The organism is Mesorhizobium sp. M0293 (genome assembly GCF_040321735.1).
Lineage (GTDB): Bacteria > Pseudomonadota > Alphaproteobacteria > Rhizobiales > Rhizobiaceae > Mesorhizobium.
Map to the genome: position 1 here is coordinate 23,898 of NZ_JAMYSA010000010.1, position 26,367 is coordinate 50,264.

At 63.5% G+C, this 26,367-nt stretch carries 25 protein-coding genes and 1 pseudogene; 18 read left to right on the forward strand and 8 right to left on the reverse strand.

All coding sequences use genetic code 11. The annotated features are described in order from the left end of the window. Positions 1-9: 9 nt before the first annotated feature. Positions 10-480, reverse strand: a complete 471-nt coding sequence (locus tag NKJ06_RS06405) for an NUDIX hydrolase (RefSeq protein WP_352631395.1) — start codon at positions 478-480, stop codon at positions 10-12. Positions 481-665: 185 nt separating this feature from the next. Between NKJ06_RS06405 and NKJ06_RS06410 the strand changes: the two genes are divergently transcribed. Then, positions 666-1,199: a sterol desaturase family protein gene (locus tag NKJ06_RS06410; RefSeq protein ID WP_352631527.1), complete on the forward strand. Its 534-nt coding sequence runs from the start codon at positions 666-668 to the stop codon at positions 1,197-1,199. Positions 1,200-1,217: 18 nt separating this feature from the next. Here the strand turns inward: NKJ06_RS06410 and rsgA are convergent, their stop codons facing one another. Next, positions 1,218-2,243, reverse strand: coding sequence for a ribosome small subunit-dependent GTPase A (gene rsgA, locus NKJ06_RS06415; protein WP_352631397.1), 1,026 nt, complete (start codon positions 2,241-2,243; stop codon positions 1,218-1,220). Positions 2,244-2,598: 355 nt separating this feature from the next. Here rsgA and NKJ06_RS06420 point away from each other — a divergent pair, with 355 nt between their 5' ends. Further along, a complete protein-coding gene (locus NKJ06_RS06420; protein WP_352631399.1) occupies positions 2,599-3,633 on the forward strand; it encodes a LacI family DNA-binding transcriptional regulator in 1,035 nt (344 codons plus the stop codon). On the opposite strand, the gene NKJ06_RS06425 is transcribed toward NKJ06_RS06420, so the two are convergent. The 3 genes from NKJ06_RS06425 to NKJ06_RS06435 form a co-directional block, all read right to left on the reverse strand. Continuing rightward, a complete protein-coding gene (locus NKJ06_RS06425) occupies positions 3,630-4,589 on the reverse strand; it encodes an alpha/beta hydrolase (RefSeq protein ID WP_352809395.1) in 960 nt (319 codons plus the stop codon). The two genes, NKJ06_RS06420 and NKJ06_RS06425, sit on opposite strands and share 4 nt — an antisense overlap. Before the next feature lie 10 nt (positions 4,590-4,599). After that, on the reverse strand, positions 4,600-5,748 hold the full coding sequence (locus NKJ06_RS06430; RefSeq protein ID WP_352631403.1) for a Gfo/Idh/MocA family protein: 1,149 nt from the start codon (positions 5,746-5,748) through the stop codon (positions 4,600-4,602). Between the two features lie 270 nt (positions 5,749-6,018). Further along, complete coding sequence (locus tag NKJ06_RS06435; RefSeq protein ID WP_352631405.1) at positions 6,019-6,780, reverse strand: DeoR/GlpR family DNA-binding transcription regulator; 762 nt, start codon at positions 6,778-6,780, stop codon at positions 6,019-6,021. A gap of 162 nt (positions 6,781-6,942) precedes the next feature. Here NKJ06_RS06435 and NKJ06_RS06440 point away from each other — a divergent pair, with 162 nt between their 5' ends. The 13 genes and pseudogenes from NKJ06_RS06440 to NKJ06_RS06500 form a co-directional block, all read left to right on the forward strand. After that, complete coding sequence (locus NKJ06_RS06440) at positions 6,943-7,743, forward strand: beta/alpha barrel domain-containing protein (protein WP_352631407.1); 801 nt, start codon at positions 6,943-6,945, stop codon at positions 7,741-7,743. A gap of 3 nt (positions 7,744-7,746) precedes the next feature. Further along, positions 7,747-8,697 (forward strand): PfkB family carbohydrate kinase, encoded by a 951-nt coding sequence (locus NKJ06_RS06445; RefSeq protein WP_352631409.1) that lies wholly within the window; start codon positions 7,747-7,749, stop codon positions 8,695-8,697. Positions 8,698-8,784: 87 nt separating this feature from the next. Continuing rightward, complete coding sequence (locus tag NKJ06_RS06450; protein WP_352631411.1) at positions 8,785-9,930, forward strand: ABC transporter ATP-binding protein; 1,146 nt, start codon at positions 8,785-8,787, stop codon at positions 9,928-9,930. A gap of 110 nt (positions 9,931-10,040) precedes the next feature. Further along, positions 10,041-11,288: an ABC transporter substrate-binding protein gene (locus NKJ06_RS06455; RefSeq protein WP_352809398.1), complete on the forward strand. Its 1,248-nt coding sequence runs from the start codon at positions 10,041-10,043 to the stop codon at positions 11,286-11,288. A 136-nt stretch (positions 11,289-11,424) separates the two neighbouring features. Beyond that, a complete protein-coding gene (locus NKJ06_RS06460) occupies positions 11,425-12,321 on the forward strand; it encodes a carbohydrate ABC transporter permease (protein WP_352631415.1) in 897 nt (298 codons plus the stop codon). A gap of 5 nt (positions 12,322-12,326) precedes the next feature. Beyond that, a complete protein-coding gene (locus NKJ06_RS06465) occupies positions 12,327-13,169 on the forward strand; it encodes a carbohydrate ABC transporter permease (RefSeq protein ID WP_352631417.1) in 843 nt (280 codons plus the stop codon). Between the two features lie 198 nt (positions 13,170-13,367). Continuing rightward, positions 13,368-14,189, forward strand: coding sequence for a sugar phosphate isomerase/epimerase family protein (locus tag NKJ06_RS06470; protein ID WP_352631419.1), 822 nt, complete (start codon positions 13,368-13,370; stop codon positions 14,187-14,189). 11 nt (positions 14,190-14,200) lie between these two features. Beyond that, positions 14,201-15,277 carry a Gfo/Idh/MocA family protein gene (locus tag NKJ06_RS06475; RefSeq protein ID WP_352631421.1) on the forward strand — a complete coding sequence of 359 codons (1,077 nt, stop codon included), beginning with the start codon at positions 14,201-14,203 and terminating at the stop codon, positions 15,275-15,277. After that, positions 15,277-16,095 carry a sugar phosphate isomerase/epimerase family protein gene (locus tag NKJ06_RS06480; RefSeq protein WP_352631423.1) on the forward strand — a complete coding sequence of 273 codons (819 nt, stop codon included), beginning with the start codon at positions 15,277-15,279 and terminating at the stop codon, positions 16,093-16,095. Before NKJ06_RS06475 ends, NKJ06_RS06480 begins: the two co-directional genes overlap by 1 nt. Continuing rightward, positions 16,095-16,928, forward strand: a complete 834-nt coding sequence (locus NKJ06_RS06485; protein ID WP_352631425.1) for an alpha/beta fold hydrolase — start codon at positions 16,095-16,097, stop codon at positions 16,926-16,928. The genes NKJ06_RS06480 and NKJ06_RS06485 overlap by 1 nt, the downstream gene beginning before the upstream one ends. Next, positions 16,925-17,647 carry a ribulose-phosphate 3-epimerase gene (locus NKJ06_RS06490; RefSeq protein ID WP_352631427.1) on the forward strand — a complete coding sequence of 241 codons (723 nt, stop codon included), beginning with the start codon at positions 16,925-16,927 and terminating at the stop codon, positions 17,645-17,647. Before NKJ06_RS06485 ends, NKJ06_RS06490 begins: the two co-directional genes overlap by 4 nt. Continuing rightward, positions 17,644-18,666 (forward strand): ROK family protein, encoded by a 1,023-nt coding sequence (locus NKJ06_RS06495; RefSeq protein ID WP_352631429.1) that lies wholly within the window; start codon positions 17,644-17,646, stop codon positions 18,664-18,666. The genes NKJ06_RS06490 and NKJ06_RS06495 overlap by 4 nt, the downstream gene beginning before the upstream one ends. Then, positions 18,659-18,791 (forward strand): annotated as a pseudogene (locus tag NKJ06_RS06500) (ABC transporter); the annotation flags it as partial. The gene NKJ06_RS06495 and the pseudogene NKJ06_RS06500, both read left to right, overlap by 8 nt. Before the next feature lie 61 nt (positions 18,792-18,852). On the opposite strand, the gene NKJ06_RS06505 reads toward NKJ06_RS06500, so the two are convergent. Beyond that, positions 18,853-20,181 carry a dicarboxylate/amino acid:cation symporter gene (locus NKJ06_RS06505; protein WP_352631529.1) on the reverse strand — a complete coding sequence of 443 codons (1,329 nt, stop codon included), beginning with the start codon at positions 20,179-20,181 and terminating at the stop codon, positions 18,853-18,855. A 311-nt stretch (positions 20,182-20,492) separates the two neighbouring features. Here NKJ06_RS06505 and NKJ06_RS06510 point away from each other — a divergent pair, with 311 nt between their 5' ends. The 3 genes from NKJ06_RS06510 to NKJ06_RS06520 are packed head-to-tail and all read left to right on the forward strand — an operon-like array spanning position 20,493 to position 24,126. Then, positions 20,493-22,313, forward strand: coding sequence for a sensor histidine kinase (locus NKJ06_RS06510; RefSeq protein ID WP_352631531.1), 1,821 nt, complete (start codon positions 20,493-20,495; stop codon positions 22,311-22,313). Then, entirely contained in the window at positions 22,310-23,701 is a 1,392-nt protein-coding gene (locus NKJ06_RS06515) for a sigma-54-dependent transcriptional regulator (RefSeq protein WP_352631431.1), read from the forward strand. Before NKJ06_RS06510 ends, NKJ06_RS06515 begins: the two co-directional genes overlap by 4 nt. Continuing rightward, the gene (locus NKJ06_RS06520) at positions 23,698-24,126 is read left to right on the forward strand and encodes a GNAT family N-acetyltransferase (RefSeq protein ID WP_352631433.1); all 429 of its coding nucleotides are present in this window, start codon (positions 23,698-23,700) and stop codon (positions 24,124-24,126) included. Before NKJ06_RS06515 ends, NKJ06_RS06520 begins: the two co-directional genes overlap by 4 nt. Here the strand turns inward: NKJ06_RS06520 and NKJ06_RS06525 are convergent, their stop codons facing one another. Both NKJ06_RS06525 and NKJ06_RS06530 read right to left on the reverse strand, forming a co-directional pair. Beyond that, positions 24,127-25,242 (reverse strand): anhydro-N-acetylmuramic acid kinase, encoded by a 1,116-nt coding sequence (locus tag NKJ06_RS06525; protein ID WP_352631435.1) that lies wholly within the window; start codon positions 25,240-25,242, stop codon positions 24,127-24,129. Next, complete coding sequence (locus tag NKJ06_RS06530; RefSeq protein ID WP_352631437.1) at positions 25,242-26,249, reverse strand: serine hydrolase domain-containing protein; 1,008 nt, start codon at positions 26,247-26,249, stop codon at positions 25,242-25,244. The genes NKJ06_RS06525 and NKJ06_RS06530 overlap by 1 nt, the downstream gene beginning before the upstream one ends. Between the last annotated feature and the right edge of the window lie 118 nt (positions 26,250-26,367).

A 26,367-nucleotide genomic window follows, 5' to 3' on the forward strand; every position in this document is an offset into this window, starting at 1 on the left:
GCCTGCGGATCATCCGGCGCCTTGCTGCCTGGCAAAATCCAATAGCATCGGGCGCTGCCCCTTGAGGATTTTCACCTCGGCCTCGGCCAAGGTGAACCAGCCCGCTCTGTCGATCTCCGGGAACTCCTTCAGGGATCCCGACCTTGGCGGCCATTCCATGGTAAAAATGTTGCTCGTGATGGCGGCGACATCGATGTCAACGGTCGCCTCGACAGACCAGGCGATGACGATCTTCCCGCCCGGTTGCCTGTAATCGCCGAGACGCGTGAAGGACCCATCGACCTTGACGCCGAGCTCTTCCTCGGTCTCGCGTTGAGCCGCCGCCAACTCATCTTCGTTCTCGCCGACGAGGCCCTTCGGTATCGACCACGCACCGTCGTCCTTCTTCGCCCAGAACGGCCCGCCCGGGTGAACCAGCAACACTCTGAGACCGCCGTCGCCGCGGCGATAGATCAGCAACCCAGCACTGCGTTTTGCCATTGTGATGCGTCCGTTTGCGACGTTGGTTTCGAAGGCGGCAGCCTATCGACTGTGCCTGAATCGTTGGTGCGAACCTTGCTCCACGGCATTGCGACGCTATGTCAGCTGCGTCTGCATTGCACCTCATCCGCGAGTCCGGCAATCTGATACCATCGCTTATTTGGCGGCTCGAAGGCTAGGTGACGATGCAACTGGGTCTTATTGGCTACTATAGCGACTTCGTGATCTATCCGCTGGTGATCGCCGTGCTGGCAGTGGCCGGGCTGCTTGAGGCCGGCGAAGAGGGTGCGCCAGGCTGGATAGGCACTGTCCTCGTCTGTCTCTTCCTTTGGACGCTGACCGAGTACGTGCTGCACAGGTTCATCCTTCATCACATTCCCTACATCAAGGACCTGCATGATCGTCACCATGTCGAGGAGCGCAGTTCGGTGGGCACGCCGACCTGGCTCAGCCTCGGGGTGCATGCGCTGGTTGCATTTGTGCCCGTCTGGATGGTTTCAGGTTTCGCAACCGCGAGCGGTGTAAGCTGCGGGCTGATGCTGGGATACCTCTGGTACATCAGCATCCACCACATGATCCATCACTGGCATACCACCCATCCGAGCTATCTCTACACGCTCAAGCGCCGCCACGCCGTGCATCATCACATCGACGAATCGGCCAATTTCGGTGTTACGTCGGCACTTTGGGATCGGGTCTTCGGTACAGCGCGGCTCTGAATCCTCAGTCCTCGCCGCTCAACGCCTCTTTCCGCGACCGCCGGGAGACTTGGCCCCGCGCGGCCCCCCCTGAACCGGCGTGTTGTGCTGGTTTTCGTCGGACAGTTTGCGCCAGCGGGCAAGGCGCTCCGGATCGAGCGTCTCGGCCTTCAAGGCAGCCTGCACCGCGCAGCCCGGCTCATGCACATGCGTGCAGTCGCGGAACTTGCAGAGCGGGGCGAGTTCGGTGATTTCGGCAAACAGCGTGTCGATGCCGGAGGCGACATCACTGACGTGCAACGTCCGCATTCCTGGCGTGTCGATCACCCAACCGCCACCGGCGATGGCGTGCAGCGATCGCGATGTGGTGGTGTGGCGTCCCTTGGCATCGTGTTCGCGAATGCCTCCGGTCTGTTGCGGCGATTGCTGCGCCGGTCCGGCCAGCGTGTTGACCAGCGTCGATTTGCCGACGCCCGAGGAGCCGATCAACGCTACCGTCTGGCCAGCACCGCACCAGGCGACCAGCGCGGTCGCGGCATCTGCGGTGCGCGGGTTCAGCGTCACGACGGCCAGTCCACGCTGAAGTGCTGCAGCCTGCTTCTGGTACGCCTCGGCGTCCTCAGCCGTGTCTGCCTTGGTCAGCAGGATCACCGGCGTCGTCCCGGCCTCGTTGGCCAGCGCCAGATAGCGCTCGAGCCGGGCGGGATTGAAGTCGGCATTGCACGAGGTGACGATGAACAGCGTGTCGACATTGGCTGCGGCAAGCTGCGGCACCCTGCCGCCCTGGGTGCGCCGTTCCAGCACCGTCCTGCGGGTCAGGCGACGTTGCACGAGCCTGTCATGCGCGTCGACGAGCACCCAGTCGCCGACGGCATAATCACCGGTGTTCGCCTGCGCCGGCAGCGTCAGATCGACTGGCCCTGCCTGGGACAGGCCGGTCAGCCGGTCGCGATGGACCGTGGCGATACGCGTCGGGACGAGATGGGCTTCATCGGGCTCGAGCTGGTCGCCGAAGAAATCCGTCCAGCCCAGGCTGGTGAGCGATGGCGTGGAGCGATCCGTCATGGCTTTGACCACGGCGTCGCGGACATTGGATAGTATCCCTGGCAAAAAATCGAAGGAGAAGTGGACCTCGGCTGGGCGATTGCCCAAGCCGTGTATGGGCGGCGTGGCGACATTTGGCAAGCAGGGCCGTGGTCGATAGTCGGGCGGCAAACGCGCCGCGCGTTTGCATCGGTGCGTCAGCCGATTTAAGGGCGCCAATAAATAATTTGACGCACGTAATATTTTTGCGCTGTATTGGGAACTGTAAAAATTTGACAGAATAAGTTCGGTCAAGCATTGCTGCGTCCGGTCAACGGCCGCATGACTGGTGACGGCTCATCCGCTCGGCAATGACGGTAAGGGATCAGGAATATCGATGGCGGAGAAGACGCACCGCACGATGGATGACTTCGCCCAGGCATGTGGCGTGTCTCGGCCGACGCTGTCCAAATTTTTCGACGATCCAGCGAGCGTGAAGCCGGCGACACGGGCGCGCATCGAAGCTGCCCTGCGCTCCTCGGACTATCAGCCGAACCTTTTCGCGCGCAACCTCAACCGCAAGCGCACCCGCAACATCGGCATCGTCGTGCCGACGATCACCGATCCGTTCTACGCCGAGATGGTCAGTCGCATCGAATTTCGCTGCCGCGACGAAGGCTACTGGCCGATCGTCATCTCCTCGCACGGTTTGCCGAAGCTGGAGGCGGAGTCGGTCAGGACGCTGCTGTCGCTGAAGGTCGCCGGCGCGATCATCGCCCCGCTCGGCCTGGCTTCCGACCGCAGCGTTTTCGACAAGCTCGGGCAAGACATTCCGATCGTCTATTTCGACACCTATATCGAGGGCGATACGCCGTTCGTCGGCAACGACAACCGGCAGAGCGTGTCGACCATCGTCGATTATCTCTGCCGGTCGGGTGAGCCCCCGGCCTATCTCGACATTCCGCATGTCAACCACAACTCCGGCGAACGCCAGGAAAGCTACATCGTCGCGATGGAAACTGCCGGGTTCAAGCCGGTCGTCATCGAGGCGGCGCGCGATTACACCTGGGACTTCGAACGCGTCGGCTACGAGCAGATGGAAAGAATGCTGGAGGCCGGCACCTTGCCCGGCCGCACCATCCTGTGCGCCAATGACCGTCTCGCCTTTGGCGTGATGGCGGCCGCGTACTCGCGTGGCCTGAAGATCGGTCGCAAGCCCGACTGCGATCTGCGCGTTGCCGCGCATGACGATCATCCACTGAGCCGCTACACTTGTCCGGCGCTGACCACCATGGCGCAGGATTTCACCGCCATGGCCGGCCGTAGTGTCGAGATCCTGCTGGCCTTGCTGGATGAGGCCGATCCGCCGAAGCAAAGCCTGGCACGCACGGTCAAGCTCGGTGCCACCCTGGTGATGCGTCAGTCGGCCTAAGCGTCCGGCGTCAGCAAACCCTTCTCGAAGTGGCGCCAGGCAGCCACCGCCTCGGCTACCGCTTGCCGGGCGGCGGGGATATGGCGTCCCATCGAGACGAAGCCATGGGTCTGGCCCGGCCATTGCCGCAGAATCACGGGCACGCCCGCGGCTTGCAGGCGCGCCGCATAGGCCGTCCCTTCGTCGGCGAGGATGTCGCAGCCGGCAAGCGCCACGAAAGCCGGCGCGACACCGGCGAGATCAGGCGCCAGCAAGGGCGAGATGCGCCTGTCCAGCATGTCGTCGGGCGTTCGCACATAGTGGTCGCGGAACCATGCCATGGTGGTTGCGGTGAGCCCGAAGCCGTCGCCGAAACGCCGGTAGCTGTCAGACGTCTGCCGTGCGTCGGTGTTGGGATAGATCAGGATCTGCGCCGTAATGGGTGGCGCCAGCTCATGGCGGGAAAGCAGCGCCAGCACGGCGGCGAGATTGCCGCCGGCGCTGTCGCCGGCAACGCCTATGCGGGCCCGGTCGATGCCGAGAGCGGCGGCGTTCTGCGCCATGAAGCGCAGCGTTGCCAGGCCATCCTCCAATCCTGCGGGAAATCTGTGTTCCGGTGCCAGGCGATAATCGGGACAGGCAATGACGGCGCCGGCGAGATTGGCCAGCCATCGGCAAATCTCGTCGTGCGAATCGAGATTGCCGATGACCCAGCCGCCGCCATGCAGATAGAGCAGGGCCGGCGCCCCGCTTTGCGGCGCACCGATGCCGCGATGGACGCGGAGCGCAACAGGCCCGTTCGGCCCGTCGATCTGCTGTTCCAGGGTCGCAGCGACCGGCTCGCGCTCGCCCTGCAGCGTCGGGAACGACGCATTGTTGGGGGCGCGCGCTGCCGCCACGCTGCCGGTCTCGAACGGTTCGCCGCCGGCTGCGCGGCTGATTTCGAGGACGCGCAGCGCATCCGGGTCGAGTGTCATCGTCATATCCTCAGGCCAGCAGGCTGCTCGCCTCTTCCTCGGTCAGCAGGGCCGGCTGGACGACATCGCCCGCGATGGCGACTGAGCCCTGTGTTTCGCCGGAACGCAGGATCGCCTCCATGATCTCAAGCACATGCAGCGCCAGATTGCCGGAAGCGCGCGGTGTGCTGCCGGTTTGAAGCGAACGCAGCAGATCGGCGACGCCGAGCATGCGGTAGTTGGCGCGGTCGGGCGCGGCATAGGGCCAGTTGCGGGCGCCATAGAGTTCGCCTTCGCTTGCGAAATCCTTCCACTCAGTGCCGCGTTCCGACAGCGATACGGTGCCGCCGAACGTGTCGGGGTCGGGCAGGCGCAGCGAGCCTTCCGTGCCGTGCAGCTCGATCGGGTGGTTGGAGTGGCGAAAGACATCCCACGAGGCGCCGAAGGTGACGGTCGCACCGGAGCGGAATTCGAGCAGCGACAAAACGTTGGTCGGCGTGCCGACCTTGAATGTGGTGTTCTTGAACGGCCCGTCGGCTGATATCAGCCGTTCTTCCTGGCCGCGTGTTGCCATCGCCATGACGCGCTCGACCGGACCGAGCAGATTGACCAGCATGGTCAGATAGTAGGGGCCCATGTCGAACACCGGACCGCCGCCGGGCTGGTAGTAGAATTGCGGGTTGGGATGCCAGTGCTCCATGCCGCGGCCCATCATGAAGGCGGTGCCGGTTACCGGACGGCCGATGGCGCCCTCGTCCATCAGCCGGCGTGCCCGGCGTCCGGCGGCACCAAGGAAGGTGTCGGGCGCCGAGCCGAGCAGCAGGCCGCGTGACTTCGCCTCGTTGACCAGGCGCTGTCCATCGGCGGCCGAGGTGGCAAGCGGCTTTTCGGTGAACACGTGCTTGCCGGCCGAAAGTGCGGCAAACGAAATGTCGAAATGCGCCGCCGGAATGGTCAGGTTGAGGACGAGATCGATCTCGGGGTCGGCCAGCAGCGCATCGACGCCGAGTGCCTGGATGCCGTATTCTTTCGCCCGCACAGCCGCCATCTCGGCCGAGATATCGGCGCAGGCACGCAATTCGATCCCGCCGAAGAGCGCGGTATTGCGCAGATAGGTCATCGAGATATTGCCGCATCCGATGACGCCGATCCCGAATTTCGTCTTTGATTTTCCGTGCATTCTAGATCGTACCTCCCAATGCGGTGATGGGTCTGCTGGATCCGCCCAGCCGGCAACGGATCGCCTTCGACGGGGCTATACAACATTTTAAATATTGACGCGCGTAAAATTTTTATACAACATGCGAAAACGCTGGCGCGATATTTCGGGAGGCTGCCGGCCCTAGGAGGAGAAAATGACAGACATGAAAAAACGGCCGACCGCCGATGCGAATCCCGTGGGGTATGAGCGCGTTGGATATTTCCGTCACGGCCAGGGACGGCGACGGGGTCAGGCATAGATCACCTTGGCCCCGGTCCTATCAAGCTGGCTGCGTATCGGGCCGGACAGGCCATCGTCGGTGATCACAACATCGACGCTCGACAGCGAAAAGGCCTTGGAGGTCCCGCTGACGCCCCATTTGCTCGAATCCGCAAGGAGGACAACGCGCCGGGCCATGCGCACGAGGTTTCGCTTCGTTCGCGCCATGTCTTCGTTCACGTCGACCACATCCAGTGACGAGTCAATCGCATGCGCTCCAACAAGGACCTGATGCGCTACCAAGCCGCCGAGAGCGGTGTCGGCATCGGTAATCAGCGTGCTCACCGTGTCTGGATAGACCCGGCCACCGATCATGTGAACGTCGAGCCCGGGCCGATGCATCAGATGCTGCACGATATTCATCGCCGTGGCCGCGACCACGACATTGCTGAGCGGCGGTAACAGCATGGCAACCTGCATCAATGTCGAGCCGCCGTCGAAGATGACCGATTGGTTGTCCTCGAACAGTTCTATCGCTGCCCGGGCGATGCGTTTCTTTGCATCGAGGTTCGTTTGCATCCGCCGGGCGAACGCGGCCGTGGTCGAATCCGTGGTCCGGGTCACTGCGCCTCCACGGGTCTTGGTCAGCAGTCCCTTGCGGTCCAGTATCTCGAGGTCGGAGCGCACCGTGACTTCCGACACGCCAAAATCGTCTGACAGGTCCTTGATGCGAACCTGTCCGCTGCGTTGCACTTCACCCAGGATCGATTGGCGTCTCTGCTCTGACAACATTGCCCTGTCCTTGCCTCCATGCGCCAAGCGATCGCCCTGGCCTCGGTTCACTCTACCAAAAATACGCGAATTCGAAAGCTTTCGAAAGATTGCATTTGTCCTTTCTTTCGCAAACACTGGGTCCAGGATTTTGAAATCAATCGATTGGAGAGTTTTGGACTCATGAGCCTCGGAACCAAGGTGCGCCTGGCGCGCCTCTTCTCACATCCATCGGGGAATCTTTTTGGCGGCGCGGTCGACCACTTTGTCGGCTATGGCGACGTGCGCAAAGGAGGTCTTGCCGATCTGCCGGGCGCGCTTGCACGCGTCATGGTAGGCAAACCCGACTACGTCAGCATCCAGCCTGGCACCGCGCGCCATCTGTGGCCGCAATATGCGGGCAAGGCTTCCCTGGTGATCCAGGCCGGCTGCTTCACCCCAGACGATCGCATCAGTGAACTGATCGCAACGCCCGAGGATGCGGTGCGCGCTGGCGCCGACGCGTTGGCCGTGGCCATTCCGGTGCGCGGCGCAACCGAGGGCAAATACATACGCTGGCTGACCGATTCGGTGAATGCGGCGGCCCGTTACGGCATGCCGGTGGTGGCGCATATCTACCCTCGCGATTTCACCGACGGGGCAAAAATCGTCTTCACCCCCGCCGAGATCGCCTATGCGGCACGTATCGGCTACGAGTCCGGCGTCGACGTGATCAAGATCGGTTACACGGGCGATTTCGAATCGTTTCGAGAGACCGTCCGGACCTGCCCGGTGCCGGTTGTGATCGCCGGTGGTCCGAAGACCGACACGCTGCTCGGCGCCCTTCAGCAGACGGCGGACGCCATCCGTGCCGGCGCGCGCGGTGCCGTGGTGGGCCGCAATCTCTGGGGGCATGGCGATCCGGAAAAGTCAGCGATTGCCTTTCGGGGCGTCATCCACGACGGCCTTTCGGCGCAAGACGCCTTGGCGAAGGCGGGTGCCTGAACGATGCCCACCGTCCCTTCGATCCTCGGCTTCGGAGCTATTGCGATCGACGACATCGTCTATGTCGATCAGCCGTTGTCGGCGGGCAAGGGGAAGGTTCTGCAAAGTGCCCGAGCTTTCGGGGGAAATGTCGCGACGGCACTTGCCGCCGTCGCGCGGCTCGGCGGAACCGCCGGCTTCGTCGGATGGCTGGGCAGTGCCGCCGACGACGCCGTGTTGTGCGATCTCGTTGCGAGCGGCGTTGAAACCGCGTTCGCGCCGCGCCACCCGCACGCGCGTCCGGTGCGCTCGCGGATCACCGTCGGTTCGGATGGCGAGCGGTTCATCGCGTATGACGACGAAGCGATGCTGGGCACCGCGCCGGACTTTCCGGACGAGGTCCTCAGCCGCGCGACCGTCCTGATCGTCGATAGTTACGGGATCGGGTCGCTGGATGTCGTGGCTCGGGCTCGCGATCTCGGCCTTGCGATCCTCGGCGATGTCGAATGGAGCCGCGGCCCAGCCACCGAGAGACTGATCGGGCTCTGCGACCATCTTATTCTTCCGCTCGGCTTTGCGCGGACGGCCACGGGCCGCCGGTCACCGGCCGAGATACTCGATGCATTGTGGTTGCCGTCGCGGTCCGCCGTGGTTCTGACGGATGGTGGCAGGGGCGTCTTCTATCGCGGACGCGACGAGACAGGGCTCTGGCACCTGCCTCCGCACCGGGTTGCCGTCGTCGACTCGACCGGCGCCGGTGACTGCTTTCATGGCGCCTATGCCCTTGCATTGGCGCGCGGGGCCGACACCGCAGGCCGGGTCGCATTCGCGGCCGCGGCGGCGGCCCTTTCAATAACGGGGCGGGGCGGGCGCGAGGCGCTTCCGACCAACGACCAGGTCATGGAACTTCTGGCATCGACGAACGCGCCGTCGGCAGTCGAACTGAAATATGCGCGGCTCGATACCGGAACTTAGTCCGAACTATCCGAGGAACATTTCGCAGGTGAACATAAGCCGAGGACAATCATAAAATCAGTGGCTTAGACTTGTGGAGGGAGGAATATGGCAGAAGTCGTTCTTGAGAATATCTGCAAGACATACGGGAACAATTTTCACGCAATCGACCAATTGAACCTGTCGGTCGAAGATGGCGAGTTTTTGATTCTCGTCGGGCCGTCCGGCTGTGGCAAATCCACCGCGTTGCGGATGATCGCGGGATTGGAGGACGTCACCAGCGGCAGCCTTCGGATCGGCGGAGTCGACGTTGTCGACATGCCGCCCAAGGACCGCGACATCGCGATGGTCTTCCAGAGCTACGCCCTCTACCCGCATATGACGGTGTTCGAAAACATCGGCTTTTCGATGCGGCTGGCGGGCAAGCCGAAGGCCGAGCGCAAAAAGCGCGTGGACGAGATCGCCAAGACCCTTCAGCTGACGTCCTTGCTGGACAGCAAACCCGCCAACCTTTCCGGCGGACAGCGTCAAAGGGTTGCCATGGGCCGCGCCATGGTGCGCGAGCCGGCAGCCTTTCTCATGGACGAACCCCTTTCCAATCTGGACGCGAAACTGCGCGTTCAAATGCGCGCCGAAATTACCAGTCTGCAAAAGCAGCTCGGCGTAACGACCATATATGTGACCCACGACCAAACCGAAGCCATGACGATGGGCGACCGGGTCGCGGTGTTGAAAGGCGGCGTGCTGCAGCAGGTCGACACACCCAAGAGGCTCTATGAATCGCCGGTGAACGCCTTCGTTGCCGGCTTCATCGGGTCTCCTTCAATGAACCTTTTCGAGGCGACCCTGACGGGCGACGAACTGATGTCCGGCGCCTTAGCCATCCGGCTGCAGGATGCAGCCTTCGTGCGCAGGCCGGACTTGAGGTCGTATGCGGGGCGCAAGGTCGTGTTCGGGATACGACCGGAGGATCTCTATGACAGCAGCCTCGAATCCGGCCGTAAGTATCAGACGATACCGGCAAAGGTGACCTCGATCGAAGAACTCGGATCCGAACATATCGTACATCTCAACATCGACGCGGTCCGGGTGGACTCCGGCGATCCTGACGCGGTGCAGGATTTCGGCTTGGCGTCGAATGCGGTGGCGAAATTCGAACCGGTCAGCACAGTCTGCTCCGGCTCGGAAATCAGGTTGGCCCTGGATGACGCTAAGCTCCATTTCTTCGATCCCGAGACGCATCTGGCGATCTGAATATTCGCGACAAGACCCGCGGGCGAGGGCGAGGCGCCTGCATAAGGAGACTTCTGAATAACCAGACGATCGGCCGCATTGTGCGGTCGAATATAAAGAAGGAGGAGAAAATGACGTTTCGTATAAAACCAGCGATGCTGAAAATAGCCGCGGCCGCATGGTTGCTTGGCGCAACCGGCGCCATGGCGGATACGGCGCTGGAATTCACCCAATGGTGGGAGCCCGAATTGCCGGCTGGCTCGCTCAGGGCAATCATGGATGACTTCGAGGCCGCAAACCCCGGAATCAAGGTGACGCTGGTCAGCGGCCCCTACGCGACCACGCGAGACCAGATCTCGGTTGGGGCTGCAACCGGAACGCTCAGCGACGTCGTCGGTCTCGACGGTGCCTGGGTGAACAATCTGAATGCGCAGAACGCACTCGCCGACATGAATCCGATGATGGATGCGAGCGGTTTCGACAAGAGCCAGGTCGCGGACATCATCAAGGTGGACGGCAAGGCGGTGATGTTTCCCGTGGCTTCCTTCGTCTATCCGGTCTTCGTGAATTTGGACCTCGCCGCCCAGGCAGGCGTGACCAAGCTGCCGTCGACCCGTGCGGAGTTTCTCGAAGCCGCCAAGAAGATGACGCACGCCGACAAGAACCAGTATGGCTGGGTGCTGCCCCTGTCGCTGCAAACGCCATCCGGCGTCCAGAACGACATGATGTCATGGGTTTGGGCTTCGGGTCAGTCGATGATGGCGAACGGCAAGCCAGGCCTTGAGGGCAAACCGGTGGTGGATATGCTCACCTTCGTCAAATCACTCAACGACGCCGGCACCATCTCGCCCGGCATCGCCACCAAGACCGAGCAGGAAAAGGTCGAGGAGTTCGTCAACGACCGCGTCGGGATGATGATCGACTCGCTCGCGCATGTGAACCTCATCCGCAAGCGCAATCCCAAGCTGAACTTCGACCTCATCCCGGTCCCAGTCGTGGAAAACTATACCGGCAAGCGCGGCCTTCCCTATGCCTCCTGGGGCATCGGCATCTCTGCTGCCTCGAAACATCAGGAAGAGGCCTGGAAACTCGTCCAATATCTGATGAGTGAAAAGGTGAACGCCAAGCTCGTGTCGCTTGCAAACGCCTTCCCGGGCAACGTCAACGCCAAGCCCGATTTCGTGACCTCGGACAAGGCTTTCGGCAAGGCTTTTGAAATCTTCAAGACCGGTTATCTCGCCAATGAGTTCACGGGCCTGCCGGTGGCTGAAGACCTGATGACCCAGTTCGACGTGCAAGCCCAGAAGATGCTCGCCGGCGAGCAGTCTCCGGAACCCGCCGCGGCCACCGCTCAGAAGGGCGGGATGGCGAAATTCTGATCGGCCTGTTCCCGTTTGCTCTCTTCGACCGGGTGGCCGGACTTCGGGCTGGTCACCGTGCAACAACGGATCGGCAATTTGAGATGGACCTGTTCGAAGCTTACCTTCTCTTGAAGGCGTATCCCAAGGTTGGCACATGACCCGGCAAAAGCGCTCCCACCACAAGCTGAAACGAGCGGTCGCACCCTACCTCTATCTGTCGCCCTCGCTGCTCACAATCGGGCTTCTGATGCTGCTGCCGATGGTGACGGTGATTGCCTACTCGTTCCAGAACAGCGCGGTGCTGCGTCGCGACCCATCCTTTGCCGGACTGAAACACTACCAGGCGATCTTCGACGATCCCGTATTCTGGGCTTCGCTGTGGCACACGCTCTACTTCACATGCATGAGCGTCATTTTCCACATGACCATCGGCATGATCTTCGCGCTCATGCTGAACAGCGACCGCATCAATCCGACGCTGCGCAATATTCTGCGCGTGCTCTACATACTGCCCTGGCTATTCACCGCAGTGATTATCGCCGTGATCTGGCGCCTCCTGCTTGAGCCGAACGGTGTCGTGAATAGCATTCTCATGCAAATCGGCGTCATCGGTTCCAAGGTCGAATGGTTTTCCTCGCCTGAGACCGCGCTGCACGCCGTCACCTTTGCCAATATCTGGGCGGGCTATCCGCTCTTCATGGTCAGCCTGCTCGCGGGTTTGCAGGGCATTCCCAAGGATTTCTACGAGGCCGCCGATATCGACGGGGCGAAAGCCTACCAGAAGCTGATCTTCATCACCATCCCGATGCTCATGCCGATCATCATCAGCATCTCGCTGCTCGACTTCATCTGGACCATGCAGGTCTTCCCGTTAATCTGGATAACGACGGGCGGTGGCCCGATCTACTCGACCGAGGTTCTCAGCACCTACACGTACAAGCTGGCGTTTTCGAGCTACAACCTGTCGCAGGCTTCGGCGAGCGCTGTGGTCATCTTGTTGATCTCTCTCGGCCTGACGCTGTTCTATATTCGCTATCAAAAGGCTCGGTAGTCACCATGAGGAAAAGGCATACGCCGAAAGACAGGCTGATCACCGTCGCGCTCCATGTAGCGCTTGCAGCGGGGCTCTTTTTCGCGGCATTCCCGATCTACTGGATGCTGAGCAGTTCGTTCAAATCGAATACCGAAATCTTTGCCCTACCACCAACCATCCTGCCAAAGGCCTTCACGCTGGAAGCGTATGCAGCCATCCTTGGCGATCCGGTAAAGCTGCGCTTCTTCTTCAACAGCTATTTCGTGGCGGGAGCGGTGACCGTGCTGACGGTGCTGATCGCCTTGCTGGCGGCCTACGGTTTCAGCCGCTTCAACTTCCGCGGCAAGGGCAGCCTGAACACACTCATCATCAGCACGCAGACGATTCCGCCGATCACACTTTTGATCCCCTTCTTCGGGCTTGTCGTCTCATACGGTATCTTCGATACCTACATCGCACTGATCCTGACTTACCTGGTGTTTACACTGCCGTACGCGATCCTGCTGATGACGGGATATCTGAACACCTTGCCCCGCGATCTCGATGAAGCCGTGGCTGTCGATGGCGGCACCAGTTGGACAGCGCTTTGGCGGGTGATCGTCCCGATTTCACTGCCTGGTATCGTGGCGACGTCGGTCTACACCTTCCTGTTGTGCTGGAACGAATTTCTCTTTGCGCTGACGCTGACGAAGTCGACGTCAATGCGCACCGTCCCGATCGGCATCCAGCTGTTGATGGGGCAGCACGCCTTCGAATGGAACCAGATGATGGCGATGAGCGTGCTCGGCTCGCTGCCGCTCTTGCTGATCTACCTCGTTGCCCAGAGGTACTTCCTCGCCGGCATGACCGCGGGCTCGGTCAAGTAGGATGTCCATCCCAACCGAAGGAGCAGGGCCCCGCGTATCGCAATCGATGATTGGGCCCTGTCTGCTGGCAGGCATGGCTGCGGCCGCGGCCGTCGTCACCGTTCCGCCGATCGTGCTCGTGCCGCTCTTTCCGCGCCACATCATCGAACGGCTGACGCAGGGCGCATCAAGGAATAGGCGGTATCAAGGAATGAATGGATGAACGTGAAAGACCTCAAAGTCGGCTGCCAGACCTTCACCTGGGAAATGCTTGGCAAGGGCTGGAGCGGCGGCCCCGACGATCTGTTGAAGGCGATCGCCGATGGCGGCTATGCCGGCATCGAGATCACCGACACCATGATCGGCCGCTATGCCGACAAGCCGTCGCAATTCGCGGCCGCGCTCAAATCCTCCGGCCTGACACTGGTTTCCTTCGCCTTCGGCTCGAACAGCGGTTTCACGCTCAAGGATCAGATCGGCGCCGACCTCGAAGCCGCCAAACGCTGGATCGACTTCGCCGCTGCGTTCCCCGGCGCCCTGATCTCGATGGGCTCGGCGACTGTGGTGTCTGAAGGGCCGCGCGACGACAAGTTCGGTATCGCAGCCGAGGTCTACAACCGCGCCGCCGAGATCGGCCGCAAGGCCGGGGTCGATGTCGCGGTGCATCCGAGTTCGCACCACAACACGCTGCTGTTCGACCGCGCCGACTACGACACGATCTTTGCCTTGCTCGACCCCGATCTGGTCGGCTGGGTGCCGGATACCGGCCATATCCTGCGCGGCCACAAGGACATGTCCGATACGCTGCGCACCTACCGCGACCGCATCCGCTACATCCACCTCAAGGACGTCGACGCCAATGGCACCTGGGCGATGCTGGGCAAGGGCGTCTGCGACACGCCTGAAGTCATCGAGATCGCCAACACCGCGCCACGCTTCAACGGCTGGCTGGTGCTGGAGGAGGAATCCGAAACGGCCGCCGCCGATCCCGCCGGCGCGGTGAAGACCAACCGCCAGACAATGCGCTCCTACGGCGCCTGAAGAACGAGACGATGATCAAGAAACAGGACAGACGCCTCAGGGTCGGCGTGCTCGGCTGCGGGCCCATCGCGCAGTTCGCGCATCTGGAATCCTGCGTCAAGGCCGGCAATGCCGACCTTTACGCCATCTGCGATGCGGCGCCCGATCTGCTCGCGCGCATGGGCGCCACCTACGAGCCGCGGAGGGTCTATGCCGACTATGACGCGATGCTCGCCGATCCGGAGTTGGAGGCGGTGATCGTCGCCACCTCGGACGCCTATCACGTGCCGATGTCGATCAAGGCGCTCGACGCCGGCAAGCATGTTCTGTGCGAAAAGCCGATCGGTACCTCGGTCGAGGAAGGCGAGGCGCTGGCCGAGGCGGTCAGGCGCTCGGGCAAGGTCCTGCAGGTCGGGCACATGAAGCGCTTTGATCCGGCGCTGGAGGCCGCGCGCGATTTTGTCCGCGACGAGATCGGCGAGGTGCTGGCGCTGAAAGCCTGGTACTGCGATTCCACCCATCGCTACACCAACACCGATGCCGTGCAACCGCTGCCCGTCACCAGCAAGCTGGCGAAGAAGCCGGCGGGCAATCCCAAGGCCGATCTGCGGCAGTATTTCATGCTGGCGCACGGCTCGCATCTGGTCGACACGGCGCGCTTCCTGTGCGGCGACATCGTCGCCGTGCGCGCCCGCCTCAACGAACGCTTTGGTGCCTATTGCTGGTTCGTCGAGACCGAGTTCGCCAGCGGCGCGCTTGGCCATCTCGACCTCACCGTCGCCGTCCGCATGGACTGGCACGAAGGCTTTCAGCTCTATGGCGAGAACGGCTCCGTCATCGCCAGGACATTCAACCCCTGGTACTTCCGCGCCAGCGAGGTGGAGATATTTCACGAGAAGACTGCCACCGCCCACAAGCCGCTCGGCGCCGATGGCCATTTCTTCCGCCGCCAGCTGGAAGGTCTTGCTCAAACCGTGCTGGAGGGCGCGCCGATGCGTGGCGCCAATGTCGAGGACGGCATCGCCTCGATCCGCGCCATGGTGGCCATCGCCCGCTCGGTGGTATCAGGCGAGCGGATCGAACTCGCCTCGGTTTCGGGAGCGGTGTGATGCGTCTCGGCATCTTCGCCAAGACCTTTCCCGGTGCCGAGCCGGCTGCGGTGCTCGCAGCCGTTCGGCAGGCGGGATACGAGACGACGCAGTTCAATCTCGCCTGCGCCGGCCTGCCGTCGATGCCGGATGCGATGCCGGCGGATACCATTGCAGCCATCCGCGCCGCCGCGCAATCGAGCGGTGTTTCACTCGCCGCACTTTCGGGCACCTACAACATGGCGCATCCCGACAAGGGCGTCCGCGACGATGGTCTCAGGCGCTTGACCGTCGTCATCGAGGCTGCTGCTGCCCTGGACATCCCGCTGGTCACGCTCTGCACCGGCTCGCGCAACACCGCCGATCAATGGGCGTATCATCCCGACAATGGCCAGCCGGCCGCCTGGTCCGACATGGCCGCCGAGATGGCGAAGGCGCTGGCGTTGGCCGAAGCGGCCGGTGTCGATCTCGGCATCGAGCCCGAACAGGCCAACATCGTCACCTCGGCCAAGGACGCGACCAGGCTGATCGCCGAGATGGGATCGAAGCATCTGAAGATCGTGCTTGATCCGGCAAACCTGTTCGAACACGCGACGCCCAACGAGGCGCGTGCCATTGTCGCCTCAGCGATCGATGAGGCCGCCGGCCATATCGCCATGGCGCATGCCAAGGACCGCCATGGTGACGGCCGCTTTGCGACCGCCGGGCAAGGCATTGTCGATTTTCCGGATTTCGTCGCGCGGCTGAAAGCGCCGGGCTTCGGTGGATCGCTCGTCACCCACGGCCTGTCCGCCGACGAAGCCCCCGGCGTCGCCGCCTTCCTGCGAGGGCTCCTCTGATGGACGCCGTGCCGGCGATCCTGCTTCGCGACGATGCCGCACTTCGTGTTTTCGACACGGGGCTGGGCAGGCTTCCCGTCGTCTTCCAGCATGGCCTCGGTGGCGATGCAGCGCAGGCGGCGCAGAATTTTCCCGACGGCCCGCCATACCACCGGCTGACCGTCGAATGCCGCGCGCAGGGCGGCTCTGGCGCCGGTACGACACGGCCCTTTTCGATCGCGATGTTCGCCGATGACGTGCTGGCCGCTGCCGATGCGGCTGGCATCGACCATTTCGTCGCCGGCGGCGTCTCGATGGGGGCGGCGATCGCCTTGCAGCTTGCCGCCCGGCACCCGGACCGCGTCCTGGGCTTGGTGCTTGTGCGCCCGGCCTGGGCTTTCGAAGCGGCGCCGCAAAACATACGCGCTTACGTGGAAGTGGCGGAACTCATCCGCAACCGCCCGCTGGATGAAGCGCGCGAAGCCTTCGCGGCCTCGGCGACAGCGGCCCGCTTTCGCACTGAAGCGCCGGACAATCTCGCTTCCTTGCTTGGCTTCTTCGCGCGCGAAAACGCGGCTGTCTTCGCCGAGGTGATGCAAGCCATCGCAGAGGACGGGCCCGGCGTCACGCGGGCAGCGGCCGCTGGCCTCGCAATCCCGACGCTCGTGATTGGCAGCGGCATCGATCTCGTCCATCCGCTGGCGACCGCCCGCAGCCTTGCCAAAACCATCCCCAATGCCGCCTTCGCAGAGGTGACGCCGAAGGCCACCGACAAGGATCGCCATTTCGCCGAAATCCGCGCTGCTATCGCGGGCTTTCTCGATGCTCGTTTCAACAACCAGGACCAATCATGATCTCGAAACCTCTTTCCGGCCCTGCCGCCATCGCCGCGCTGCCGCGCGATCGCATGATCGCCGAATTCTCGCTGTGGTCCGCTGATCTCGCCAATTTCGAGAGCGATCTCAGGCGTATCGAGCCCTATGTCGATCTTCATCACATCGATGTGGCGGATGGGCATTTCGCCCCGTCCTTCCTGTTCTTTCCCGATCTCGTCGCCCGCATCGCCAGGCTGACGGCCAAGCCCGTCCATGTCCATCTGATGGTCGACGAAGCAATCGTCGAGGCGCAGACGCGCCAGTTCATCGAGGCCGGCGCCGATGTGATCAGCGTCCATGCCGAGAATGGCGAGGCGGGGTTGCGCGCCGTCCGGCTGGCACGCGAACTTGGCGCCGAAGCGGGCGTCGTGCTCAGGCTGGAGACGCCGGTCGAGACGGTGACGCCTTTCGTCTCCGAGGTCGCTTTCGTCACGCTTCTCGGGACGGCAATCGGCGTTAAGGGGCAGAGCCTGTCGGACAAGGCCTGCGACAGGCTGGGCTACGCCCGCGCCATCCTCAAGCAGGCCGGCCGCGAGGCAGACGTGGTTCTGGCGGCTGATGGCGGCATCCGCCACGAGACCGTGCCATTGCTGCGTGCCGCCGGCGCCGAAACCGTGGTTCTCGGTTCGCTCGCCTTTGGCGACAAGGACCTCGCCGGTCGCATCGGCTGGCTCCACGGCTTGAAGGTCGCGGCATGACGATACAAGCTGCCCTTGCGATCGATCTCGGTGGGACGGAGCTTCGCGCCGCCCTGGTCGACCGCGAAGGCAATATCCTGGCATTCGCGGCGGTGCCGACGCAGGCACAGGCTGGTCCCGATGTGGTGATCGGCCAGATTGAGGCGCTGGCGGCAACCGTCCATGCCGAGGCGCCGACGCTCGCCATTGTGGGTGTGGGCGTTGGCGCGCCGGGGCCGCTTGATCCGCTGGCCGGCATTGCCGTCGGCCCGCCGACACTGGCCGGCTGGCTGGACGTGCCGCTTGCCGATATTCTCGAACGGCGGCTTGGCCTGCCGGTGCGGTTGGAAAATGACGCCAACGCGGCTGCACTCGGCGAATGGCGCTTCGGCGCCGGTCACGGCGCTCGCTCGCTGGTCTTCGTCACGGTTTCCACGGGCATTGGCGGCGGTGTCGTCGTCGACGGGCGCATCTTGCATGGCCGCCGTGGCCTTGCCGCCGAGATCGGCCATATGACCATCACCAATGAAGGCGAACGCTGCGTGTGCGGCGTCGTCGGCTGTTTCGAGGCCATCGCTTCGGGAACCGCCCTCGGTCGCCGCGCCACCGCCGCCACGGCTGCCGGCGACGGCTCGACTTTGCGGCGCCTCTCGGGGGACGCGGAGGTGACCGGCCGCCATGTCGTCGAAGCGGCACGGCTGCGGGACGGTCTTGCCTCGGCCTTGCTGGACGAGGAAGCCCGCTGGCTGGGCGTCGGCTTCACCAACCTCTTGCATCTCTATTCGCCCGATGTGCTGGTCGTCGGCGGTGGCATTGCCAATGGGCTCGACCTGATGCTGCCGACCATCGAGGCGACCATCAGGCAGCGGGCCATGCGCGCCTATCGCGACGTGCCGGTCGTTCAGGCCCAGCTCGGTCGCCATGCCGGGCTGGTTGGCGCTGCCAGCCTCGTCCTGTTCGATGATGTGGGCACCTTGGCGGCTCGCATGCCTGTCGGCCCGAGCATCTGTCCGGACCAGAGGAGGGACTTCAATGGCTGAGCTCAAGCTGCGCGGTGCGCGCAAGTCCTATGGCGGCGTGGAGGTGATCAAGGGCGTCGACCTTGATGTCCGCAACCGCGAATAGGCGTCTTCGTCGGCCCGTCGGCCGCGGAAAGTCGACGCTGAACGACAACGGCCGGAGGCAGCATGCCTCCGGCTGTTGTTGGTATGAGACCGGACGGATTATTACTCGGCGGGAACGACATCCGCCGGCAGGTTGTCATCCGCGGTGCCCGCCAGCGCTCTCGCCAGCTTGGCCTCGTCGAGTTCGCCTTCCCAGCGCGCCACCACCAGCGTGGCGACGGCATTGCCGACGAAGTTGGTCAGCGCCCGGCACTCCGACATGAAACGGTCGACGCCAAGGATCAGCGCCATGCCGGCGACCGGCACCGCCGGAACCACCGAAAGCGTGGCGGCGAGGGTGATGAAGCCTGCCCCAGTGATGCCGGCGGCACCCTTGGACGAGAGCATCGCAACCAGCAGCAGCAGGATCTGGTCGCCCATCGACAGGTGGATGTTGGTTGCCTGCGCGATGAATAGCGCAGCCAGCGTCATGTAGATGTTGGTGCCGTCGAGGTTGAAGGAATAGCCGGTCGGAATGACCAGACCGACCACCGAGCGCTTGGCGCCGGCCTTCTCCATCTTCTCCATCAGCGAGGGCAGGGCTGCCTCCGACGATGAGGTGCCCAGCACCAGCAACAACTCTTCCTTGATGTAGCGGATCAGCGACAGGATGGAGAACCCGTTGTAGCGGCAGACCGCACCCAGCACGACAAACACGAACAGAAACGACGTCACGTAGAAAGTGCCGACCAGCATGGCGAGGTTGATGACCGCGCCGATGCCGTATTTACCGATGGTGAAGGCCATGGCGCCAAAAGCGCCGATAGGGGCTGCCTTCATCAGCACGCTGACCAGCTTGAAGATCGGCGTCGTCAGCGCCTGCAGGAAATTGAGGACGGGCGTGCCCTTGTCGCCGACCAGCGCCAGCGCAATGCCGAACAGCACCGAGAAGAACAGCACCTGCAGGATGTCGCCGTCGGCAAAGGCACCGACGATCGTCGTCGGGATGATGTTCATCAGGAAGCCGGTGACCGACTGGTCGTGCGCCTTTGCGGCGTAGGTGTTGACCGTCGAGACGTCGAGCGTCGCCGGGTCGATGTTGAAGCCGGCGCCCGGCTGCACGACATTGGCGACGACGAGGCCGATGATCAGCGCCAGCGTCGAGAAGGTGAGGAAATAGAGCATCGCCTTGCCGGCGACACGCCCGACCTTTTGCAGGTCGCTCATGCCGGCAATGCCCGTCGTCACGGTCAGGAAGATGACCGGGGCGATGATCATCTTGACCAGCTTGATAAAGGCGTCGCCGAGCGGCTTCATGCTTTCGCCGACCGACGGATAGAAATGGCCGAGCAGGATGCCGACGGTGATCGCGACGAGCACCTGCACGTAGAGTTGGGCATAGAAAGGCTTGCGCCGCGCGGAAGCCGCGCCTGAATGATCTGCGATGTGCATCGAACTCTCCCTGGCCGGATAGGGCGGAAATGCATCGCCCTGCGTGACTTCTCCCATCGCGGCGCTCCGGTCGCACGCCGCTGCAAGGACTTTTGCAAGCGTCGTGCCAGTTCGCAGAAAGGCCGGAATCCCGGCATTTCCGCCTTTGTGCGAGATCATGCGGGCGCCGCCTGTGCGGATTTCCGCACAGGCATCGTTTGCCTGGGCGGATTTTCGCATTACACTGGCCGAAAGGCCGCGAACAAAAAGGGAGAGGGCAGACGCCGCAAGCAGGCACCGATAGCGAACCCCAAGGGTTTGCCGGCCGTGAATTGCTGCGCGAGGCGGTGGCCCGGCTGCGCGATGGCCGCTGGCTTGTCGTGGTCATCGCCCTTGCCTTCCTGGCCGGAGCGATCGCCATTGCCGGGCGCATCGCCGCCAGCCAGGCGGCCGACAATTTACGCGACACAGCACTTGCCGCCCTGCCACTGGCGGCGGGAACGCTGACCGGCGAAATCGAAAAGCAGCGCCTGGTTCCACTGGTGCTGGCCCGCGACGATGCGGTGCGCGGCGCTCTGCGCCGAGCCGGAAAAATGCAAGAAAAGGCCCTCAACGACAAGCTCAAGTCGATCGCCGGCGATGCCTCGGCGTCGGCCATCTATGTCATCGATACGGCAGGCATCGCCATATCAGCGAGCAATGCCGGCGAACCGGCGAGCTTTGTCGGCATCGACTACAATTTTCGTCACTATTTCCAGGAGGCCATGGCGAAGGGAGCCGCCAGCCAATATGGCCTCGGCACGATCAGCGGCAAGCCAGGCCTCTACCTGGCCAGCCGGGTCGACGATGGCGGCAAGCCGCTTGGCGTTGCGGTGTTGAAGGTCGAGCTCGACGGCGTCGAAGCCAATTGGCGCTCCAGCGGGTTCCTTGTTTTCGTCACCGACGAACGCGGCGTGGTGCTTGCCACCAGCCAGCCCGACTGGCGGTTTCAAGCGTTGGCACCGCTCTCCCCCGCTGACGCGGCCGCTGCCCACGAGCAGCTTCAGCTGGCCGATGCCGGGTTCGAACCGCTGCCGTTGCGGCGCGGTTCTGGTGACGGTCTGGCGACAATCGACAGCTCGGGAAAGTCTCGCCAGTTTGTCGAAGTGGTGCAGGACCTGCCGGGTGCTGTCCCCGGCTGGCGTCTCTGGCTGCTGACGCCCGCCGATGCTGCTCTTTCCGCCGCCGCCAACACCGCGCGCCTGACCACGCTGCTCGGGCTGCTGCTGATGGGCTTGCTAACCTTTGTGCTCACCCGGCGCCGGCGCGCCCGCCGGCTTCGGCAGGAAGCACTGGCGCGCATGAATGCCGAACTGGAGAGCCGGGTCAGCACGCGAACGGCCGAGTTGACGCGCTCCAACACCGCACTTGCCGGCGAAATCGCCGAGCGTGAGAACGCCGAGGCCAAGGTCCGCCGGCTGCGTGACGACCTCGCCCAGGCCAACCGGCTGTCGATACTAGGACAGATCGCGGCCGGCGTGGCGCATGAGATCAACCAGCCGGTCGCCGCGATCCGCACCTATGCCGAGAATGCCGGGCGCTTTCTCGACGGCGGCAAGACTGAGCCGGCGAGTGGCAATCTGACATCGATCGTTTCGATGACCGAACGCATCGGCGCGATCACCAATACGCTGCGCACCTTTGCCCGCCGGCCGGGTGTCGCTGCTTCGCCCTTGCCGGTGCGCGAAGCGATCGACGGCGCGCTGTCGCTGCTGTCCGGCCGCATCCGCGATTCCGGCGTGACCATCGTCAAGCCGCGCGGCAACGCCTCGCCGGTGGTCATGGCCAGCCGCATCCGGTTGGAGCAGATCCTGGTCAATCTGCTGCAGAATGCGCTGGACGCCATGAAGGACCAACCTGATCCCCGCATCGAGATCGAACTCGCCGAGCGCGATGACAGGGTGCTGATTTCGGTTCGCGACAACGGTCCTGGTCTCGGTCCGGAGGCAGCCGGCAATCTGTTCATGCCGTTCCAGACCACCAAGGAGAAGGGGCTCGGCCTCGGGCTGGTGATCTCGCAGGAGATCGCCCAGGAATTGGGCGGCACGCTGCGGCTCGATCCCGGCGGCGCCAGTGGCGCCTCCTTCACCATCGACTTGAGGCGGATAGAATGATTGAGGAATCAGGGCTGGTCGCGCTCGTCGATGACGATGCGGACCTGCTGCACGCCACCAAGCAATTGCTCGAGCTTGCCGGCTTCACCGTGGCCGCGCTCGACGCCGCCGAGGCAGCCCTTGGTGTCGTCGACCGGAATTTCGAGGGCGTGGTCGTCAGCGACATCCGCATGCCGGGCATGAATGGTCTGCAGCTGTTCGATCGCATCAAGGCGATCGACCCTGATATACCGGTGATCCTGGTCACCGGGCATGGCGATGTCGATCTTGCTGTGGCCGCGCTCAAGGACGGCGTCTACGATTTCATCCCGAAACCCTATGCCGGCGATCGCCTTGTCGAGGCGCTGAAACGAGCATCGGAGAAGCGGCGGCTGGTGATGGAGAACCGGCGGCTGCGTGAGGCCGCGGCGCAAGCTGCAGACGGCCTGCCGCTGATCGGCGAGGCGCCCGCCATCCGGCGCCTGCGCGAAACCTTGCGCCAGATCGCCGATATGGATGTCGATGTGTTGGTCGAAGGGGAGACAGGAACCGGCAAGGAAGTGGTGGCGGACCTCCTGCACAGATGGGGGCGGCGTCGGGCAAAACCCTTCGTGGCGCTGAATTGCGGCGCCCTGCCGGAGACCGTCATAGAAAGCGAACTGTTCGGCCACGAGGCGGGTGCGTTCACCGGCGCGCAGCGGCGACGCATCGGCCGCATCCAGCACTCCAGCGGCGGCACGCTGTTCCTCGACGAGATCGAATCCATGCCGCCGGCCCTCCAGGTCAAGCTGCTGAGGGTGCTCGAAACGCGCAGCGTGACCCCGCTTGGCTCGAACGAGACCCGCCGCGTCGACCTCAGGGTTGTCGCAGCGACCAAGGTGGATCTCGGCCGGCCAGACCAGCGCGGCGATTTTCGCGAGGATCTTTATTTTCGCCTCAACGTGGTGACGCTACGCATCCCGCCACTGCGCGAGCGACGCGGTGACATCCCGATGCTGTTCGGGCACTTCCTCGGCAAGGCCTCGGAACGGTTCGGCCGGCCCATCGCCAAGGTGAACGCCGCGGCCAGCGGCCATCTCCAGGCGCATGCCTGGCCGGGCAATGTGCGTGAGCTTGCCCATTTTGCCGATCGCGTCGCGCTCGGTCTCGGCCCGGACAATGAGACGGAGGCGGTTCCCGCGCATCTGCCGGAGCCTGCTGCCACGCTGCCCGAACGGGTCGGCCACTACGAGGCGCAACTCATCCGCGATGCGCTACGCGATCATGGTGGCGATGTGCGCAGCGCCATCGACGCGCTCGGCGTGCCACGCAAGACGTTCTACGACAAGCTCAAGCGCTACGGCATTGCCGCATCCGAATTTCGCAACGGCGGCGATCAGGATGCGCACCCAGTTCGGGGATCGATATGAAGACGACACTTGAGACGACGGCAAATCCCTTGCCGGAAGACCTCACCTTTCTCGCCGAACGCCTAGCGGCGTTCAACGACGGCGATGTCGGCGTTTCCGAGAGAAAAGCCCTGGCGGTGTTCGTGCGCGACGAGGCTGGCGCGGTCGTCGCCGGCATTTCGGGTTACACCGCCTGGGGCTGGCTTTACGTGCAATGGCTGTGGGTCGATGAAAGGCTGCGCGGCCAGCACATGGCCGGCAGGATGTTGGACGCCGCCGAACAGGAAGCGATGGCGCGCGGCTGTCAAAATGCCTGGATCGATACGTTCAATCCGAATGCAGCCAAGGTCTATCAGCGCCAGGGCTATCAGCCCTTCGGCTCGCTGGCCGATTTCCCGGTCGGCCGCAGCCGTATTTTTCTTCAGAAGAAACTATCGCCGGCTTGATCAGCCGGCCAGCCGCCCGCCGCGCATCGGCTGCGGTGCGCCGGTGGTGCTTGGAAAACTGATCGGCAGGCCGCGCAGCACGCGAACCGCGAGGAAGGCAAAGCACTCAGCCTCCACGGCATCGCCGCTCCAGCCGAGGGTTTCGGCCTGTATCACCTCGACGCCGGCGCGGCTGGCTAGCATCGCCATCATCGTCGGGTTGTGACGGCCGCCACCGCTGACCACGAGCTTTTTCGGCCGGTGCGGCAAAAGGTCGAGCGCCTTGCCGACGGCGGCAGCGGTGAAGGCGGTGAGCAGCGCCGCACCATCCTCGGCGCCCAGGCCGTCCGCCATCGCGGCGCCGAAGTCGAAACGGTCCAGCGATTTGGGGTAGGCTTTGGTCAGATAGGGGTGCTGCAGCAGCTTGGCGAGACGGGCCTCGTCCACCGTTCCCGCCCGGCCAAGCACGCCGTCGCGGTCCATTTCGCCGAGCCCCTTCGACTTGATGAAATCGTTGAGCGGCGCGTTGGCCGGTCCGGTGTCGAAGGCAATGACATTGTCGGCGCCGTCCCACCAGGTGATGTTGGCGACGCCACCGAGATTGAGCACCGCCACCTCGCCACTGGCGCCGGCGCTGCGCATCAGCGCGGTGTGATAGGCAGCGGCCAAGGGCGCGCCTTGCCCGCCGGCGCGCATATCGGCCGAGCGGAAATCATAGGCAACCTTGGTGCCCAACAGGGTGTGCATCAGCTCGCCATCGCCGAGCTGCCTTGTCTGGCCCAGCCGGCCGATTTGCGGCGCACGATGCAGCACGGTCTGGCCGTGAAAGCCGACGACGCCGATATCGGCCATCGTCATTCCGTAGCCTTCGACCAATTCCTTGACCGCCGCCGACTGGGCGCGCGTCAGGACTTCCTCCGCGGTGCGAAAAATCGCCGGCTCCGGCCCGACAAAATTCCAGGCTCTTGCCTCCTTCAGCGTCTCTTCCAGCAGGGAGCGGATCGACGGGGGATAGGGCATCAGCCGATAGGTGCCGAAATCCTCGATCCGTTCGCCATCGGTCTTGATCAGGGCGACATCGATGTTGCCGTCCAGCACGGTGCCGGTCATCAGGCCGACGGCCCAGATTGGTTTCATTATTGAGCTCCATTGAAGAGATCGCCGACCGCTTGGCGAAGCGCGACGATTCCGCTGTCGAAATGACGTGTCGGATGGATCCGGTTGGTGAGCAAGGTCCAGGCCTTGCCTCCGTCGAAGTCGATCCACAATCCCGTGCCGGTAAAGCCGGTGTGGCCGATGGTTCCCGGGCTGCACAAGGCCCCGCCGGACCAGCCCGCATAGGGGCGCTCCCAGCCATGGGTTCGGGTGGCGGACAAGGGCGCGCGCATCAACGCGATCGAACGCTCCGAGGCGCCAGTGCCGCCCAGCAGCCCTTGCGCGAAATCCAGCACCGAAGCGGCTGTTCCGAACAGGCCGGCATGCCCGGCGCCTTGCAACGCCGAGCAATTGTCGTCGTGCACCTCGCCGGAGAGCACGCGATGACGCCAGGTGCAGTCCTCGGTCGCGGCGGCGACATCGGGCTCCGTTGACCAGGCAAAGCCCGGGCCGGGCTCCATGTCGCGGATCGTTTTGCCCGACAGCCGCTCCAGCGCGAAGCCGAGCAAGATAAAGTTGATGTCGGAATAAACGGGATCGCGGGCCCGCCATTCGCGCTGCAGGATGAAGGCGCGCAGCAGCTCGGGGTCGCGCCCGTAAGTGTAGATAGGTTCGACGGCCGGAAACGGCGTCTGGTGGCCGAGACACTGCCGAAACGTCACCTTCCGCTCCCAGGCCTCTGCATTATACTGGCGAAGATCGGATAGGACGGAGATCAACGGCGCATCGAGATCGATGACGCCATCCTCCGCCAGCTTCAGGATGCGCGGCGTGGTGAAGATGACCTTGGTTAGCGATGCCAGGTCGAACCAGGTGTTGTCCTGCATGGGGCGGGGCTTTGGCACGAGCTGCGCGGAGCCGATCGATCGGATGATGCGTTCGCCATTTCTATCGACAATGCCGAGCACGCCGCCGGGAATACGGCCGGCCGTCACTGCAGCTGCCAATGGTTGGAAGGCACGATCGAAGAGTTGGGGGAGGTCGCTCAAGGTTGGCCTCCATCGGAGAGGTAGCGATCCTTCACACCCCCCTCTGTCCTGCCGGACATCTCCCCCGCAAGGGGGGAGATTGGCAGCGTCGATGTTCCGACAACCCTCCAACGTTGGA